We start from the raw sequence: 15,822 nt of genomic DNA, 5'->3' as shown, positions 1-15,822 counted from the left end.
GGCCGGGCGGCGGCTCGGACGGCCGCTGGGATCACCCTCGGCTCAGATCACCTTCCAGCGGACCAGCGCGCCCAGCGTCAGCGCCCCCGGGAGGAGCGGTAGCCAGACCGTGATGATCCGGTACGCAAGTACCACCGCGGTCGCCACGGCCACCGGGCCGCCCGCGGCGACCAGCGCCACGATCAGCGCCGCCTCCACCGAACCGAGTCCGCCGGGCGTCGGCACCATCGCGACCGCGACCGTCGCCGCCAGATAGGCGATCATCATGTGCGTGGGCGACACCGGGAGACCCAGTGCCCGCCCCACCGCGGCCAGTCCGGCCGCCTGGAGCAGCGGGAAGGCGAGCGAGCCGCCCCACAGGGCCAGGGCCCGGGACGGACGGGTGTGCACCGAGCGGGCCTCGCCGAACGCGGTGCGCAGGAAGGAGAAGACGGCCGCGCGCAGCCGTCGTACGAGAGCGAGCACGGCCACCGCGGCGCACAGGACCGCGCCGATGCCGAGCAGCAGCAGCGGTCCCACCGCCCCTTCCGGAAGCAGACCGCCGAGCTGGAGTGCTCCGGGGAACGCGATCAGCAGGCCGGAGAGCAGGGTCAGCCGGGCGACCGACTCGGCGAGCAGATACAGCGCGAGCGCGGCCGACGAGCGGGCCAGCGGCACTCCGCACACCGTCATGAACCGCAGGTTGACCGCTCCGGCGCCGAGCCCCGTCGGCAGCAGATGGTTCGCCGCGCCCGCGGCGAACTGCGTGGCGAGCAGCCGGCGCGCCGGCAGCCGTTGCACGACCGCGCCCTGGCGGGTCACGGCCGCGGCGACCCAGGTCAGGCAGGTAGCGGTGGCCGCGGCCACGAGCCAGGGCCACTCGGCCGACTTCAGATGGCCGAAGCCCTCGATGAGCACGGACCGGTGGCGCACGGCGACCACCAGGACCAGCGCGAGCGGGAGGAGACACAGGACCGGCCGGGCGGCAGGCCGTAGGGCGAGGCGGCGGGGGGGCCGGGGAAGTCGTACGGCTGTCACATCGGGAGAGGTTTTCCACACCGCACCAACGTGAGGTTGCGGGCGCGGAGACGGCGGCTGACACGCCGGGCAAGCCGCGGGAGGGGTGGCGCCCGGGGGCGCGGTGTTGACCCCGGTGTTCACCTCGATGTCGACCGCGGTGGTGCCCCCGGTGGTGACGAGGGACCGCCCGCGGGGGTGCTCCCGCCCGGATCTGTTGACCTCAACAAAGCTTGAGGTCCTACTGTCTCTCTCATGAGCATGGAGACCACAGCCTGGACACAGCTCCACAGTGTCATGAACGCCCAACAGGAGCGTCGTCCCTTCGACCCTGCGACGCTTCGCCGCATCGCCGCCTTCGCCCGCCCGCACCGCCGTCGTATCGCGCAGTTCGTCCTCCTCAGTGTGCTGACCGCGCTGCTGGCCGTCGCGACGCCGGTGCTCGCGGGGCGCGTCGTGGACGCCATCGTGACCCACGGGAACGAGAGCACCGTCATCCGTCTTGCCGTGCTCATCGCCGTCATCGCGCTCGCCGAGGCGGCGCTGGGGATACTCGGCCGCTGGCTTTCGTCGACGCTCGGCGAGGGACTCATCCTCGATCTGCGGACGGCTGTCTTCGATCATGTGCAGCGCATGCCGGTCGCGTTCTTCACACGTACACGTACGGGCGCGCTCGTCAGCCGACTCAACAACGACGTCATCGGCGCCCAGCGCGCCTTCAGCAACACCCTGTCCGGAGTGGTCAGCAACGTCGTGACGCTGCTGCTCACCCTGGTCGTGATGCTCACCCTGTCCTGGCAGATCACCCTGCTCGCGCTGGCCCTGCTCCCGGTGTTCGTGCTCCCTGCCCGGCGGATGGGCAGCCGGATGGCCAAGCTCCAGCGCGAGGCGGCCGACCTCAACGCCTCCATGGGCACCCGGATGACCGAGCGGTTCTCCGCGCCCGGCGCCACCCTCGTGAAGCTCTTCGGGCGGCCCGGGCAGGAGTCCGCCGAGTTCGCGGCGCGCGCGTCGCGGGTGCGGGACATCGGGGTGCGTACGGCGATGGCGCAGTCCGCCTTCATCACCGCCCTGACTCTGGTTTCGGCCCTGGCGCTCGCCCTCGTCTACGGGCTCGGCGGCTGGTTCGCACTGGAGGGCACGCTGCAACCGGGCGCCGTCGTCTCACTGGCGCTGCTGCTCACCCGCCTGTACGCGCCGCTCACCTCGCTCGCCGGGGCGCGTGTCGAGGTGATGAGCGCCCTGGTCAGCTTCGAGCGCGTCTTCGAGGTGCTCGACCTGAAGCCGCTCATCGAGGAGAAGCCGGACGCCCGCTCGGTCCCGGACGGGCCCGCCGCCGTCGAGTTCGACGACGTCCGCTTCGCCTACCCCTCCGCCGACAAGGTCTCCCTCGCCTCCCTGGAGGAGGTCGCCGCCCTCGACACCCGGGGCGGCGCCGAGGTCCTGCACGGCATCTCCTTCCGCGCCGAACCCGGCCAGACCGTCGCGCTCGTCGGCTCCTCCGGCGCCGGCAAGTCGACCATCGCCCAACTGCTGCCGCGCCTGTACGACACCGACGGGGGCGCGGTGCGCATCGGCGGGGTCGATGTCCGCGAGCTCAGCGCCGACTCGATGCGCGCGACCCTCGGCATGGTCACGCAGGACGGGCACCTCTTCCATGAATCGGTCCGCGAGAACCTGCTCCTCGCCCGGCCCGGCGCGACCGAGGACGAACTGTGGGACGTGCTGCGCCGCGCCCGCCTCGACGCGCTCGTACTCTCCCTGCCCGACGGCCTCGACACCGTGGTCGGCGAGCGCGGCTACCGGCTCTCCGGCGGCGAGCGCCAGCGCATGACCATCGCCCGGCTGCTGCTCGCCCGCCAGCGGGTCGTCATCCTCGACGAGGCCACCGCCCACCTCGACAACACCTCGGAGGCGGCCGTCCAGGAGGCGCTCACCGAGGCGCTGGAGGGCCGCACCGCCGTCGTGATCGCGCACCGGCTGTCGACCGTTCGGGCCGCCGACCTGATCCTCGTCGTCGAGGCGGGCCGGATCGTCGAGCGGGGCACCCATGAGGATCTGCTGGCGGCGGACGGGCGCTACGCGGAGCTGTACCGGACGCAGTTCAGGACCGGACGGGAGGGCGCGGCGGAGATCCCGGTCACGGTGGACGCGGCGCCGTAGGCACCGGCCGGCGCCGTAGCCGCACAGATGGAGGCCGGGGCGACCACGCGGACGCCCGCCGTACACCGGCGGGCGTCCGCTCATGTTCCCTTCGGGACATTCGGTCCTGGTTCCCCTTCGGGCCTTCGGTCAGGCGGTGAACCGGTGGCTGCCGGAGCCGACCCGGTACACCGCGCAGCCGTCCTCCGTACGCAGGAAGGTCGCGCGGGTGTGGGAGACCGCGTCCGGTCCGGTCGCGGGGATCCACACTTCGGCCGTGGTGTTGGCGGGCACGGCGCAGCTGAGGTCGAAGCCGCCGGAGCGCAGGTGCCACTGCGTGGAGACCGGTCCGTACACGGAGGTGAACGTGGCGCGCGCGGAGGTGACGTCGCCGCCCGGCCTGGGACGCACGACGATCTCCCGGTAACCGGGCCGGCCCGGCGAGATGCCGGCGATGTTGGCGTACATCCACTCGCCCACCGAGCCGTACGCGTAGTGGTTGAAGGAGTTCATGTCCGGGGTCTGGAAGCTGCCGTCGGGCCGGATGGAGTCCCAGCGTTCCCACATCGTGGTGGAGCCCTTGTCGATCTGGTAGCCCCAGCTCGGGAAGGAGCGCTGCTGGAGCAGCCGGTAGGCGACGTCGGTGTGCCCGGTGTCGGTGAGGACGGGCAGCAGCCGGGGCGTGCCGAGGAAGCCCGTCGACAGGTGCCAGTCCTTCGCGCGGATCAGGTCGACGAGACGGCCGGCCGCCGCCGTGCGCAGGGCGTCCGGCAGCAGGTTCATCGACAGGGCCAGAACGTACGCCGTCTGTGTGTCGCCCTTCACTTTCCCGTCGGCGCCGACATAGGCGTCCCGGAACGCCTCTCGGATGCGTTCGAAGAGACCGGCGTAGGGGGCGGGATCCTTGCCGAGCGCCGTGGCCATCCGGGCCGCGAGGTCGGCGCTGTGCGCGAAGTACGCGGTGGCGACGACGTCCTTCGGTGTCTCGTCCGAGACGTTCAGCCAGTCCCCGTATCCGCCCGCAGGCCGCAGCAGACCGTCGCTGTGGCGCTCCAGATAGGCCAGCCAGGCCTGGACGGACGACCAGGCATCGGCCAGGACCTGCCGGTCCCCGTAGGCCTGGTACAGCGACCAGGGGACCGTGACCCCCGCGTCGCCCCAGCCGGCGACGCCGTTGCCGACCGTCCCGACCATGGGCGCCACGTCCGTGAAAGCGCCCTCAGCGGTCTGTCCGTCACGCAGGTCCACGAGCCACTTGGCGAGGAAGCGGGCCGACTCCATCGTGTAGGCGGCCGTGGGCGCGAAGACGTTGATGTCGCCGGTCCAGCCCAGCCGCTCGTCGCGCGCGGGGGTGTCCGTCGGGACGGAGAGGAAGTTGCCGCGCTGCCCCCAAGTGATGTTGCTGTGCAGCTGGTTGAGCATCGGGACGTCGGTCTCGAACTCAAGGGTGAAGGGCGCCGACGTATGCATGACGCGGCCGGTCACGGCCCGCGCGGAGGGAGTGCCGGGGAACCCGGTGAGTTCGACGTAGCGGAATCCGTGGAAGGTGAAGCGCGGTTCGTACGTCTCCTCATCGCCACCCCTGAGGGTGTACGTGTCGGTCGCCGCGGCCGAGCGCAGATTCGCGGTGTAGAGGGTGCCGTCCGGGTTGAGGACCTCGGCGTGACGCAGCCGCACGGTCGTCCCGGCGTCGCCCGAGACGCGCAGCCGCACCGAGCCGACCATGTTCTGGCCCAGGTCGAAGACGAAGACGCCCGGCGCGGGTTCGGTCACCTTCTCGGCCGGCCTTTCACCCGCCACGCGCACCGGGCCGTCGACCTGCGCGACGATCTGAGGGGGCGCTCCATCGCCCGCGGCACGCACCGCGAGCCAGGTCCGGTCGTCGAAACCGGGTGAGGTCCAGCCGGGGGTCTCCATGCGCGCGTCGTACGTCTCGCCGCCCAGCAGGTCGGCGGCGACGATCGGCCCGGCCGCGGCCAGCCAGTCCGTGCCCGAGGTGACGCGTTCGCTCGTCCCGTCGGCGTAGTCGATGTCCAACTGCGCCAGCAGCGCGGGGCGTTCACCGTACTGGTGGGGCCCGAACATGCCGACGTTGCCCGCGTACCAGCCCGGCGCCACATAGGCGCCGATGGCGTTGGCGCCGGGCCGCAGCAGCGAGGTGACGTCGTACGTCTGGTACTGGACGCGTTCGCGGTAGTCGGTCCAGCCGGGGGCGAGCTGGTCGCGGCCCACCCGGCGGCCGTTGAGGTGCGCCTCGTACAGGCCGAGAGCCGTGGCGTACAGGCGGGCGCGGGCCACCTTCTTGCGGGGAAGCGTGAACTCGTGCCGCAGCTGGTTGGCGGCGAACGACGCCGGGACGACCCTGCCCCAGGGGCCCGACCCCCATGCGGCGGCCGGCTTCGCCGCCGACCAGCCGCTGTCGTCGAAGCCGTCCCCGCGCCAGTCGCCCGGGGGCTCCGCGTCCGTCGTCCTCCAGGAGGCGTCGGTGACGATCCGCTGCTCGCCGGACGCCGTGCTCAGGGTGAGGACGGCGACCAGGCCGGCGGGTCCCACCGTCGCGTTGGTCGCCGCGACCGCGAGGACGTTCCGGCCGGGGCGCAGCCGTCCGAGGACGTCGACGACGGCCGGATGGCGCCAATCCTCGTTGTCCGTCGCCAGGTCGGTCCGGGCCGCTTCGGCGCCGTTCACGGAGAGGGAGAAAACGTTGTCAGCGCTGATGGCGATTTTCGCCGCCGTGACACCGTCGGGGAGGTCGACGACCCGCCGGAACCATCGCGTGGCCGCCGGAGCGCTGCTCGCCGGATCCCCTTCGGGGAACCAGATCCAGGAGCTGCCTTCGAGGGAGGGCGCGTCCGTGAGGACGGCAGGAGCGGAGACCCAGTCCGCCGACCACCGCGCGTCCATGAGTCCGGTCTCCCACCAGGACGGCGCGCTCCAGCCGGAGGCCGCGCCGTCGGTGTCCCAGACCTGAACGGACCAGAAGTAGCGCGTCCGTGGGGCGAGTCGAGGGCCGGTGTACGGGACGAGGACGGACTGGTCGGACGCCACTTTCCCGCTGTCCCAGACGTCCGGACGGGACAGGCCCGCGGCGCTGGAGGCGACGCGGATCCGGTAGGCGCTCTGGAGCGTTCCGGGCTTGTCCGAGACCATCGGCCAGCTCAGCCGGGGGTGTTGTGCGTCGAGACCCAAGGGATGCTGCACGTACTCGACGGTCGGAGCGGTGATGCGCGGAGCCCCGCGCTGTGCACGCGGCCCGGCCGACGCGGACGCCGACGCGGACGTGGGCGCGGCCACGGCCGGTCCCGCTCCGGCGGCCGTCGCGGCAACGGCGCCCGCCGCGCCCGCGAGAATGTTCCTCCTGCTGATCAACTGCGGCCCCTCACCTAGGAGTTGTGAATCGATTCACAGCGGTGAAGGTAGGGGCGTGAGAGGTGGGGGTCAATGAGTGTGCAGGTAATTTCCGGGATTCGGCGCTGTTGATCCGTGTTATCGCGGGGATGTGGCTGGTTCCGTCGCCTGTCGATTGAACGGTTTCAATTCATCGGCGGAGGGATCCCAGGACGGTTCCCAGCAGGCTGCCGCGCGCCTGACGGCCGCAGTCATGACCACCCAGGCCCACGCCCGGCAGCGAGGAGCCGGGGAGGTGTGCCGAATCTCCGTGGCCTTGAGCCGGGCCCTCGGCCATGATGAACGGCGTTGTCTAGGCAGGGATGGTAATCAGGGTGGTGATTTCGTGGGCGACGCGGCAGTTGCTCGACAGGTACGTCAGTGATCCGAAGACGGTGACTTGGCGGTGGGAGTCGATGGTCGTGGACGTCGTGCTGCGGTACGGGTCCCGATCCGACGCGGAGGCGCTTCTCCCGGTGTTCCTCGACGATCCCGCAGCGCGCGAGAGGCTGGTTCCGATATTCGTCCGGCATGGAGACATCGGTGTGGCCGAACGACTGCTGGAAGCGAGCGTCGAGGCGGGCAGGCTGCGCGACGGCGTGCCGACCGGTGTACTGCACGCTGTCGGCTACCTGGGATGCGAATCGGCCGAGCGGATGTTGTGGGAGCACGTAGAGCGTCCCGACTACGATCACCACGAGGCCATGGACGCGTGCCTGGGCTTGCTGCACCTGTCGTGTCAAGGCCTGCGGACCGAGATCGCGGAGGCCCTCGAACGGCACGTCGGCTCCAACCTGTTCCCTGAGTTCTTGCCGATCCTCGCCACGAAGACCGGTGACCCGTCATGGTTGGGAAGGCTCGTCGAGTGGGGCGAGGGGGATGCGTCCACGGACTGCAACGGCGGACTGATCCTGGGCATCGCCGCTCATGGTGATGCCGCACGCGCCGATTTCACCCGGCTGTTGTGGAATCCGCGCTGGCAGGCATACGGCGGCGGGACGGGATCGGACCGCTGGGCGTACGCGGGCGCACGCGTGCTGGGGCTCGGTATGCCGGAGCTCTACGCCGAGTTGGTCGCGCGATTGAATTCCGATGAGGGCACCGACGACAAACGGCACTGCGTCGAGACGTTCACCGCCCTTCTGGGCCATTGGGCGGACCGCAGATGGGTCGGCCTGCGTGCGGCGCCGGATCCGGACGAGAGCAGTGACGCCCTTTGCGACCTTCTGTTCGAGTGGTCTTCCCCTGATGAGGACGACTCGCTGATCGGCCTGGCCGGCCGCGTACTCGGCCACGAGGACCGGCTCGTCACGGAGTTGTACCACCTGGAGGCGACCCTGCGGAGTGAGGCGAGACACGAGCTGGAGCTCCGAGTGGTCGCGTCTCACTGAGGGGGAGGTGGATCGAAGGCCCCGCACTGCCTCTTCGCGCCCCGGAACCGATCGCGGACTGCTCCTCGTCGACGCCCTGGCCGACGACTGGGGAGTCACCCCGCGCCCGGCTGCCCCTGGCAAGACCGTATGGGCGGAGGTGTGTCTCCCTGAATTCACACCGCCTTCAGGCCGCGCGCGGTGAACACGGAGCGGGCCTTGGCGACCTGGGCGGCGGTCGGGACGGGGGTCTCGGCGAGGGTGAACTCCTTACCCGGTTCCTCCCACTTGGCGGCGCCGAGTTTGTGGAAGGGCAGGACGTCGACGCGGGTGACGTTGCCCAGGGACGCCGCGAACGAGGCGACCCCCGCCACGTTCTCCGTGGCGTCGGTCAGGCCCGGGACCAGGACGAAGCGGACCCAGATCTCCTTGCCCGGCCCGGCCAGGCGGCGGGCGAACGCCAGCGTGGGTTCCAGCTGGCGCCCGAGCTGCACGAGCCATTCCGCGGTCGGGTGCGGTGGTGCCGAGGATCCGGATACACCTCGCTGAAAGCTCGATGACCGCGAAGTGCGACCACAAGAGCCTGTCGGGGCGTGCCGGTGGCAGGAGGTGCCGGAGCCTGTCCTTCGGGAGGCGGTGGAGCAGGGCCGGTTCCATCGGATATTTGCGGACTTCAGTAAGAAACTTGCACTGGCATGCGCGGCACGGTGCAGGCGGAGGGCTGCGACACCGGCGGCCAGGGAGTGGCCTACAACGTCACCTCCGTCAACGGCAACGCCAACTACTACCGCGCCGACGGCGTGGACCTGGACAACACCTCGGACACCGGCGGCGGTCACAACGTGGGCTGGACCAGCGGCGGACAGTGGTTCCGCTGCACCGTGGACGTCGCCGCGGCCGGCACGTACACCCTCGACCTCCGCGTCGCGGTGGCGGGTGTGCCGCACCTGCCGGACGCCTCCGGCACCGATCTCGCCGGGGCCGTCGACCTGCCCGCCACGGGCGACTGGCAGACCTGGGTCGACCTGGGCTCGGCCCGGAGCGCCTCCCGCGTGGTCCTGAAACTGCCCGCCACCTGGGGCGCCCGCACCCAGACCCTGCCCCTCGGCGGCAGCACCGACGGCACCACCTTCACCACCCTGAAGTCCTCGGCCGCCCACACCTTCGACCCGAGCACCAAGGACACCGTCACGCTCACCTTCCCCACCGGCAGCCGGCGCTACTTCCGCGTCACCATCACCGCCGACAGCGGCTGGCCCGCGGGCCAGGTGTCCGAGTTCCAGATCTGGACCTCCTGACCCCGCCCCCCCCACGGTGCCACCGGACACCCCGTCCGGTGGCACCGCCATGTGCGGGATCCGGTGCTGGACGCGGCTTCAAGGTGTGACATTAGATCTTGCGGGTCAAATTTTTATTGTTGCAATGTTCTGTCTAGTTCTTGCGTGTCTATGTCGAGGATATTACGGTCCCCCTCGCGTCGTCAGCACCCCCCTGTCTTCCCCCCTGTCTCCCGTCTCCCTTTGAGCCCCGCTCTTCCCTCTCTGGCGGTGTTAGCGGCACAGTTCCGGCATTTCGTGATGAAAGGAGTGTCACGTGTTCCATTCCATCCGAGATCTGAGACGAGCCCTCGTCTGGGCGGTCAGCGCCGCGATGCTGGCCGCCCTCGGCGTCTTCGCTCTGGCCGTCCCACCTGCTTGGGCGGCGACCGCTGCCACTGGCGGCAGCGGCGCGAGCCTGCCGTACGTCGAGGTGCAGGCCGAGAATTCCGCCACCAACGGCACACCCATAGGCCCGAGTTACACCCAGGGCCAGTTGGCCGACGAGGCGTCGTACCGCAAGGCGACGACGCTCCAGGGCACCGGCAAGTACGTCACGTTCACCACGCCGGTGGCGACCAACTCGATCAACTTCCGGTACAGCATCCCCGACACCTCGGGCGGCTCGGTCTACACCGCCGCGCTGTCTCTGTACATCAACGGCGTCAAGCAGCCCGACTTCACCCTGACGAACGCCTACAGCTGGTACTACGGCAGCTACCCCTTCACCAACACGCCGGGCAGCAACCCGCACCACTTCTTCGACGAGGCCCACCGCCTGTTCTCCACCACCTATCCGGCGGGAACGACCTTCAAGCTGCAGGTCGATTCGGGGGACACCGCCTCCTCGTACACGGTCGACTTCGCCGACTTCGAGCAGGTCGGCGCCGCCCTGACCGCACCCTCGGGGGCGGTGTCGGTGACCAGCAAGGGCGCCGACTCCACCGGTGTGAGCGACGCGACCAGCGCGTTCAACGCCGCGATCGGCGCGGCCGGCCCCGGCGGCACCGTGTGGATCCCGCCGGGCACCTACAACATCCCCGGCCACATCAGCGTCAACAACGTCACGATCGCCGGCGCCGGCATGTGGTACTCGACCGTCACCGGTACGGCCCCCGGCTTCTACGGCAGCTCCGCACCCTCGGCCAGCACCGGCGTGCACCTCCAGAACTTCGCGATCTTCGGCAATGTGCAGGAGCGCGACGACAGCGCCCAGGTCAACGGCATCGGCGGCGCGATGAGCAACTCGACCGTCTCCAACCTGTGGATCGACCACATGAAGGTCGGCGCCTGGATGGACGGGCCGATGGACGGGCTGACGTTCAGCGGCATGCGCATCCGCGACACCACCGCGGACGGCATCAACTTCCACGGCGCCGTCACCAACTCGAAGGTGACCAACAGCGACATCCGCAACACCGGTGACGACGGCATCGCCACCTGGGCGGACTCCGGTATCGGTGCCGACGCCAACGACACGATCTCCAACAACACCGTGTCGCTGCAGATCCTCGCCAACGCCATCGCGATCTACGGCGGCCACGACAACACCGTCAGCGGCAACCGGGTGGTGGACACCGGCCTCGCCCAGGGCGGCGGCATCCACGTGGGGCAGCGCTTCACCTCGACGCCGGTCGGCACCACCACGATCTCCGACAACACCATGATCCGGGCCGGCAGCCTCGACCCGAACTGGCAGTTCGGCGTCGGCGCCCTGTGGTTCGACGGCAGCCAGGGCGCGATCACCGGCCCGGTCAACGTGACCAACGCGCTGATCCAGCAGAGTCCGTACGAGGCCGTCCAGTGGGTCGAGGGCACCATCAGCGGTGTCAACCTCAACAACGTGACCATCGCCGGCACCGGAACCTTCGCCCTGCAGGAGCAGACCGGCGGCGCGGCGAAGTTCACCAATGTCACGGCGACCGGCGTCGGTTACTCGTCCCCGGTGTACAACTGCTCGGGCGGCAACTTCGTCGTCACCGACGGCGGCGGCAACTCCGGCATCAGCGGCACGCCGTACTGCGGCGGTTGGCCGGCGCCGGTCTACCCGCCCTACCCGTCCGAAGGCGTGACGGCCACCCCCGGCGCGCTGAACTTCGGTTCGGTCCCGACCGGTTCGACGAGCGACGGACAGACCGTGACGGTCTCCAACCCGACCGACACCGCCGCGTCCGTCTCGTCCATCTCCACCAGCGGCGACTACTCCCAGACCAACACGTGCGGCTCGTCGATCGCGGCGAACGGCTCGTGCACCGTCAGTGTGAAGTTCGCGCCGACGGCGACCGGCACTCGTAGCGGATCTCTGACGGTCAACGCGGGCGGGATCACCAACACCGTCAGCCTCTCCGGGACCGGCACCGCGCCCGGCCCGGTCCTGAACACCGACCCGGCGAGCCTGACCTTCGATGCCACGGTGGTCGGCTCGTCGGCCACCGCGCAAGCGGTGAAGGTGACGAACTCGGGCACCGCGTCGGCGACCGTCTCGGCCGTCGCGGCGACCGGTGACTTCAGTCAGACCAACAACTGCTCCACCCTCGCGGTCGGGGCGTCCTGCACGGTGAACGTCGGGTTCAAGCCCACCGCGGGCGGATCCCGTACCGGCAGGCTGACCGTCACCAGCAACGCCAACAACAGCCCGACCGTCGTCTCCCTGACCGGCAGCGGCATCGACAGCACCACCAATGTCGCCGTCGGGCGGCCGGCGACGGCGAGTTCGGGCAACAGTCCGTACGTCGCCTCGAACCTCACCGACCCGGACGCGTCGACGTACTGGGAGGGCACGAACGGTTCGTTCCCGCAATGGGCCCAGGTCGACCTCGGCCAGAACTACGGCGTCGGCAAGGTCGTGCTCAAGCTCCCGCCGGCGATGGCGTGGTCGGCTCGCACGCAGACGCTGTCGGTGCAGGGATCCACGGACGGTTCGAACTTCTCCACGATCAAGGCATCGGCCGGGTACACCTTCGACCCGAACGCCAACAGCAACACGGTGACCATCACGTTCAGCGCCGCCACGGCGAGATACGTGCGGGTGAACATCACCGCCAACACAGGGTGGAACGCCGCCCAGTTGTCGGACTTCGAGGTGTTCCCCAGCGACGGCGGCTCCTCGAACGCGACCTTGTCGACCAGCCCGACGTCCCTGTCGTATCCCACCCAGGCGCTCAACACCGCCAGCAGTGCGCAGACGGTCACGGTGACCAACATCGGAACCGCCGCCGCGACCGTTTCCGGCATCACCGTCACGGGAGACTTCTCGCAGACCGACAACTGCGGAACGTCGATCGCGGCGAACACCTCCTGCACGGTGAACGTCATCTTCAGGCCCACCGCGTCCGGCACCCGCACCGGTGATCTCAGCATCGCCAGCAACGCGTCGAACGGCACGACCACGGTCGCGCTGACCGGCACCGGCGCCGGCACGGTGAGCAGGAACCTGGCAGCCGGCGCGGCCACCACCGAGTCCAGCCACACCGACGTGTACGCGTCCTCGAACGTGACGGACGGCAACCAGGGCTCCTACTGGGAGAGCGCCAACAACGCTTTCCCACAGTGGGTCCAGGTCGACCTCGGCTCCGCGCAGAGCGCCGGCCGCGTCGTCCTCCAGCTCCCGGCCGGCTGGGGGGCCCGCAACCAGACGCTGTCCCTGTCGGGCAGCACCGACGGCTCCTCCTTCTCCAGCATCAAGTCGTCGGCCACCTACACCTTCGACCCCGCCACCAACAACACGGTCACCATCACGTTCACCGCGACCACCCAGCGATACGTCCGGGTGAACATCACGGCGAACAACGGCTGGCCGGCCGGTCAGCTCTCCGAGTTCCAGGTCTGGAACACCTGACCCGACCTGCCTTGACGGTGCCGCCGAGCGCAGGCGCGCTCGGCGGCACCGACCACCGGAAGGAGTCCAGATGGGTGTCACACGCAGAGTCTTCTTACGGGCCGCGATCACGGCCACCGCGGTGGGAACGGTGGGTGCCGCCGAGACCGTACTCGCCCCGACCGTGTCGGCGGCCGGCCAGCCGGGCGACGTCGTCGGCAAGATCAGCGTCGGCTACCAGGGCTGGTTCGCCTGCGTCGGCGACGGCGCGCCCATCAACGGCTGGTGGCACTGGAGCCAGGACTGGGGCCGATCGCCGTCCCCGACCAACACCAACATCAAATGCTGGCCCGACGTACGTGACTTCACCAAGACGTACCAGACCTCGTACGCGAGCCTCGGCAACGGCCGGCCGGCCACGCTGTTCTCCTCGTACGACCAGCAGACGGTGAACACCCACTTCCTGTGGATGCAGCAGAACAACATCGACACCGCCGCCCTGCAACGCTTCAACCCCACCGGCGGCGAGGGCCCCACCCGCGACGCCATGGCGACCAAGGTGCGCAGCGCCGCCGAGTCGTACGGCCGGAAGTTCTACATCATGTACGACGTCTCCAACTGGACGAACATGCAGTCCGAGATCAAGACGGACTGGACGAACAAGATGTCCGCACACACCGCGTCCTCGGCGTACGCGAAGCAGAACGGCAAGCCGGTCGTCTGTATCTGGGGCTTCGGCTTCAACGACCCCAACCACCCCTTCACCGCCGACGCCTGCCTCGACGTCGTCAACTGGTTCAAGGGCCAGGGGTGTTACGTCATCGGTGGCGTCCCGCGCGAATGGCGGACGGGGACCGGGGGCTCGCAGCCCGGCTTCCTGGGCGTCTACCACGCCTTCAACATGATCTCGCCGTGGATGGTCGGCGCCATCGGCAACGTGACGGAAGCCGACAACGCCTACAACACCTACACCCTCGGCGACCAGGCCGACTGCAACGCCAACGGCATCGACTACCAGCCCTGCGTGCTGCCCGGCGACGTCTCCGGCCGGCAACGCGCGCACGGCGACTTCATGTGGCGGCAGTTCTACAACATGGTGCGGGCCGGGGTGCAGGGCATCTACATCTCGATGTTCGACGAGTACAACGAGGGTAACCAGATCGCCAAGACCGCCGAGACACAGGCATGGGTGCCCACCGACTCCGGGTTCCTCGCCCTCGACGAGGACGGCACGGCCTGCTCCGCCGACTACTACCTGCGCCTGACCGGCGACGGCGGCCGCATGCTCAAGGGCCAGATCGCGCTGACCGCCACCCGCCCCACCCAGCCGGTCGTCCCCACCGGCGGCGACACCACACCGCCCGCTGCGCCGGGCGGCCTGACCGTCACCGGGCACACCAGCGACGCCGTCTCGCTGGCCTGGAACACGTCGACCGACAACGTCGGCGTGACCGGCTACCGCGTCCTGCGGGTGTCCGGAACGACCAGCACCCAGGTCGGCACCACCGGCGCCACCTCGTTCACCGTCACCGGACTCGCCGCGTCCACCGCGTACACCTTCGACGTCGTCGCCCTCGACGCGGCGGGAAACGTGTCGGGGCCCTCCAACCAGGTCACCGTCACCACCGACCCTCCTTCCAGTACCACCGACCTCGCCCTCCACCGCCCCACCTCGGAGAGCAGCCACACCCAGACCTACGCCTCGGGCAACACGACCGACGGCGACACCAACACCTACTGGGAGTCCGCCAACAACGCCTTCCCGCAGTGGGTCCAGGTCGATCTGGGCGCGACGACCGGCGTCAGACGGATCGTCCTCCACCTTCCCCCGGCGACCGCCTGGGCCACCCGTACCCAGACCTTTTCCGTCCAGGGCAGCACGGACGGCGGCACCTTCGCCCAGCTTCTCGCCCCGGCGGGCTACACCTTCGACCCGGCAACCGGCAACACCGCGACCCTCACGGTCCCCTCCACCGTCACCACCCGCTACGTACGCCTCACCTTCACCGCCAACAACGGCTGGCCGGCCGGGCAGGTCTCGGATTTCCAGGTCTTCGGCGTCTGATGAACAAAGGGCCTCGACCTTACGGTCGCGGCCCGCACGTCGGCCGCAGGGTGCGCGAGCGGCGGCGGCGGCAGTGCGGAGTCCACGCGGTCGCTGTTGTCACGCTGCGCGAAGCGACACGATTGTCCCGCACTGACCCACAAGACGCCTACCGGCTCATGTCCGCGAGGTCGGACAGGCGCCGAAGCCCGAGCGGCCTTTCGCGCGGGCCGGATTGTCGCCCTTCGCCCGGTCGGTGCATTCGCCACGCCCCGGCCGGGTGGCCTGGCTGCAGGACGCCGGGGGGCCGCACCTCGAACGGTGCGGCCCCTCGGTCCACGGACCGAGTCTCAGCGCCGGCGCCTCAGTTCTGGCCACCCGCCGGCCTCTCGCGCAGCGCGGCGAGCGCCTCGTCCGTGGCCAGCGCGCCGGAGTTGTCGAAGATCTGGTAGTCGTACGGGCCGCCGGTCACGCCCGGAGTCGTGGGGCCGTCGTCCTCGTCCGAGGCGGCGACGTCCGCCTCGTCCAGTTCCGTCGCGGCGTCGGCCTTGCGGGACTTGATGACCTGAGCCTTGTGCCGCTCGAAGCGCTGCTGCGCCTCGGCGTACTGCGTCTCCCACACCTCACGCTGGGACTCGAAGCCCGGCAGCCATTCGCCGGCATCCGGGTCGAAGCCCTCGGGGTAGATGTAGTTGCCCTGGTCGTCGTACGACGCGGTCATGCCGTACAAGGTGGGGTCGAACTCGGAAT

Annotated in this window: 8 protein-coding genes and 1 pseudogene; 5 read left to right on the top strand and 4 right to left on the bottom strand. The window is 69.9% G+C overall.

The window, feature by feature from the left end; genetic code table 11:
• Positions 1-42: 42 nt before the first annotated feature.
• Positions 43-1,017, bottom strand: a complete 975-nt coding sequence (locus tag N4G66_RS23460) for a lysylphosphatidylglycerol synthase transmembrane domain-containing protein (RefSeq protein ID WP_261706234.1) — start codon at positions 1,015-1,017, stop codon at positions 43-45.
• Positions 1,018-1,257: 240 nt separating this feature from the next.
• Between N4G66_RS23460 and N4G66_RS23455 the strand changes: the two genes are divergently transcribed.
• Positions 1,258-3,159 (top strand): ABC transporter ATP-binding protein, encoded by a 1,902-nt coding sequence (locus N4G66_RS23455; protein ID WP_261706233.1) that lies wholly within the window; start codon positions 1,258-1,260, stop codon positions 3,157-3,159.
• Positions 3,160-3,288: 129 nt separating this feature from the next.
• Here N4G66_RS23455 and N4G66_RS23450 read toward each other — a convergent pair whose 3' ends face one another.
• Positions 3,289-6,507: an alpha-L-rhamnosidase gene (locus tag N4G66_RS23450; protein ID WP_261706140.1), complete on the bottom strand. Its 3,219-nt coding sequence runs from the start codon at positions 6,505-6,507 to the stop codon at positions 3,289-3,291.
• A 353-nt stretch (positions 6,508-6,860) separates the two neighbouring features.
• Between N4G66_RS23450 and N4G66_RS23445 the strand changes: the two genes are divergently transcribed.
• Positions 6,861-7,916: a hypothetical protein gene (locus N4G66_RS23445; RefSeq protein ID WP_261706139.1), complete on the top strand. Its 1,056-nt coding sequence runs from the start codon at positions 6,861-6,863 to the stop codon at positions 7,914-7,916.
• A 155-nt stretch (positions 7,917-8,071) separates the two neighbouring features.
• Here N4G66_RS23445 and N4G66_RS23435 read toward each other — a convergent pair whose 3' ends face one another.
• Complete coding sequence (locus tag N4G66_RS23435; RefSeq protein WP_261706138.1) at positions 8,072-8,389, bottom strand: hypothetical protein; 318 nt, start codon at positions 8,387-8,389, stop codon at positions 8,072-8,074.
• 201 nt (positions 8,390-8,590) lie between these two features.
• On the opposite strand from N4G66_RS23435, the gene N4G66_RS23430 reads away from it, so the two are divergent.
• From N4G66_RS23430 to N4G66_RS23420, 3 genes are all read left to right on the top strand, one after another.
• Positions 8,591-9,193 carry a carbohydrate-binding protein gene (locus tag N4G66_RS23430; protein ID WP_261706137.1) on the top strand — a complete coding sequence of 201 codons (603 nt, stop codon included), beginning with the start codon at positions 8,591-8,593 and terminating at the stop codon, positions 9,191-9,193.
• 295 nt (positions 9,194-9,488) lie between these two features.
• Positions 9,489-13,049 carry a choice-of-anchor D domain-containing protein gene (locus tag N4G66_RS23425; RefSeq protein WP_261706136.1) on the top strand — a complete coding sequence of 1,187 codons (3,561 nt, stop codon included), beginning with the start codon at positions 9,489-9,491 and terminating at the stop codon, positions 13,047-13,049.
• Positions 13,050-13,119: 70 nt separating this feature from the next.
• Complete coding sequence (locus N4G66_RS23420; protein ID WP_261706135.1) at positions 13,120-15,093, top strand: discoidin domain-containing protein; 1,974 nt, start codon at positions 13,120-13,122, stop codon at positions 15,091-15,093.
• Positions 15,094-15,603: 510 nt separating this feature from the next.
• Here N4G66_RS23420 and rpsA read toward each other — a convergent pair.
• A pseudogene (gene rpsA, locus N4G66_RS45960) lies at positions 15,604-15,822 on the bottom strand (30S ribosomal protein S1); the annotation flags it as partial.

Origin of the sequence: Streptomyces rhizosphaerihabitans, assembly GCF_025399795.1 — a bacterium.
Classification (GTDB): Bacteria; Actinomycetota; Actinomycetes; order Streptomycetales; family Streptomycetaceae; genus Streptomyces; species Streptomyces rhizosphaerihabitans.
This window is presented reverse-complemented; position numbering and strand designations above follow the sequence as displayed.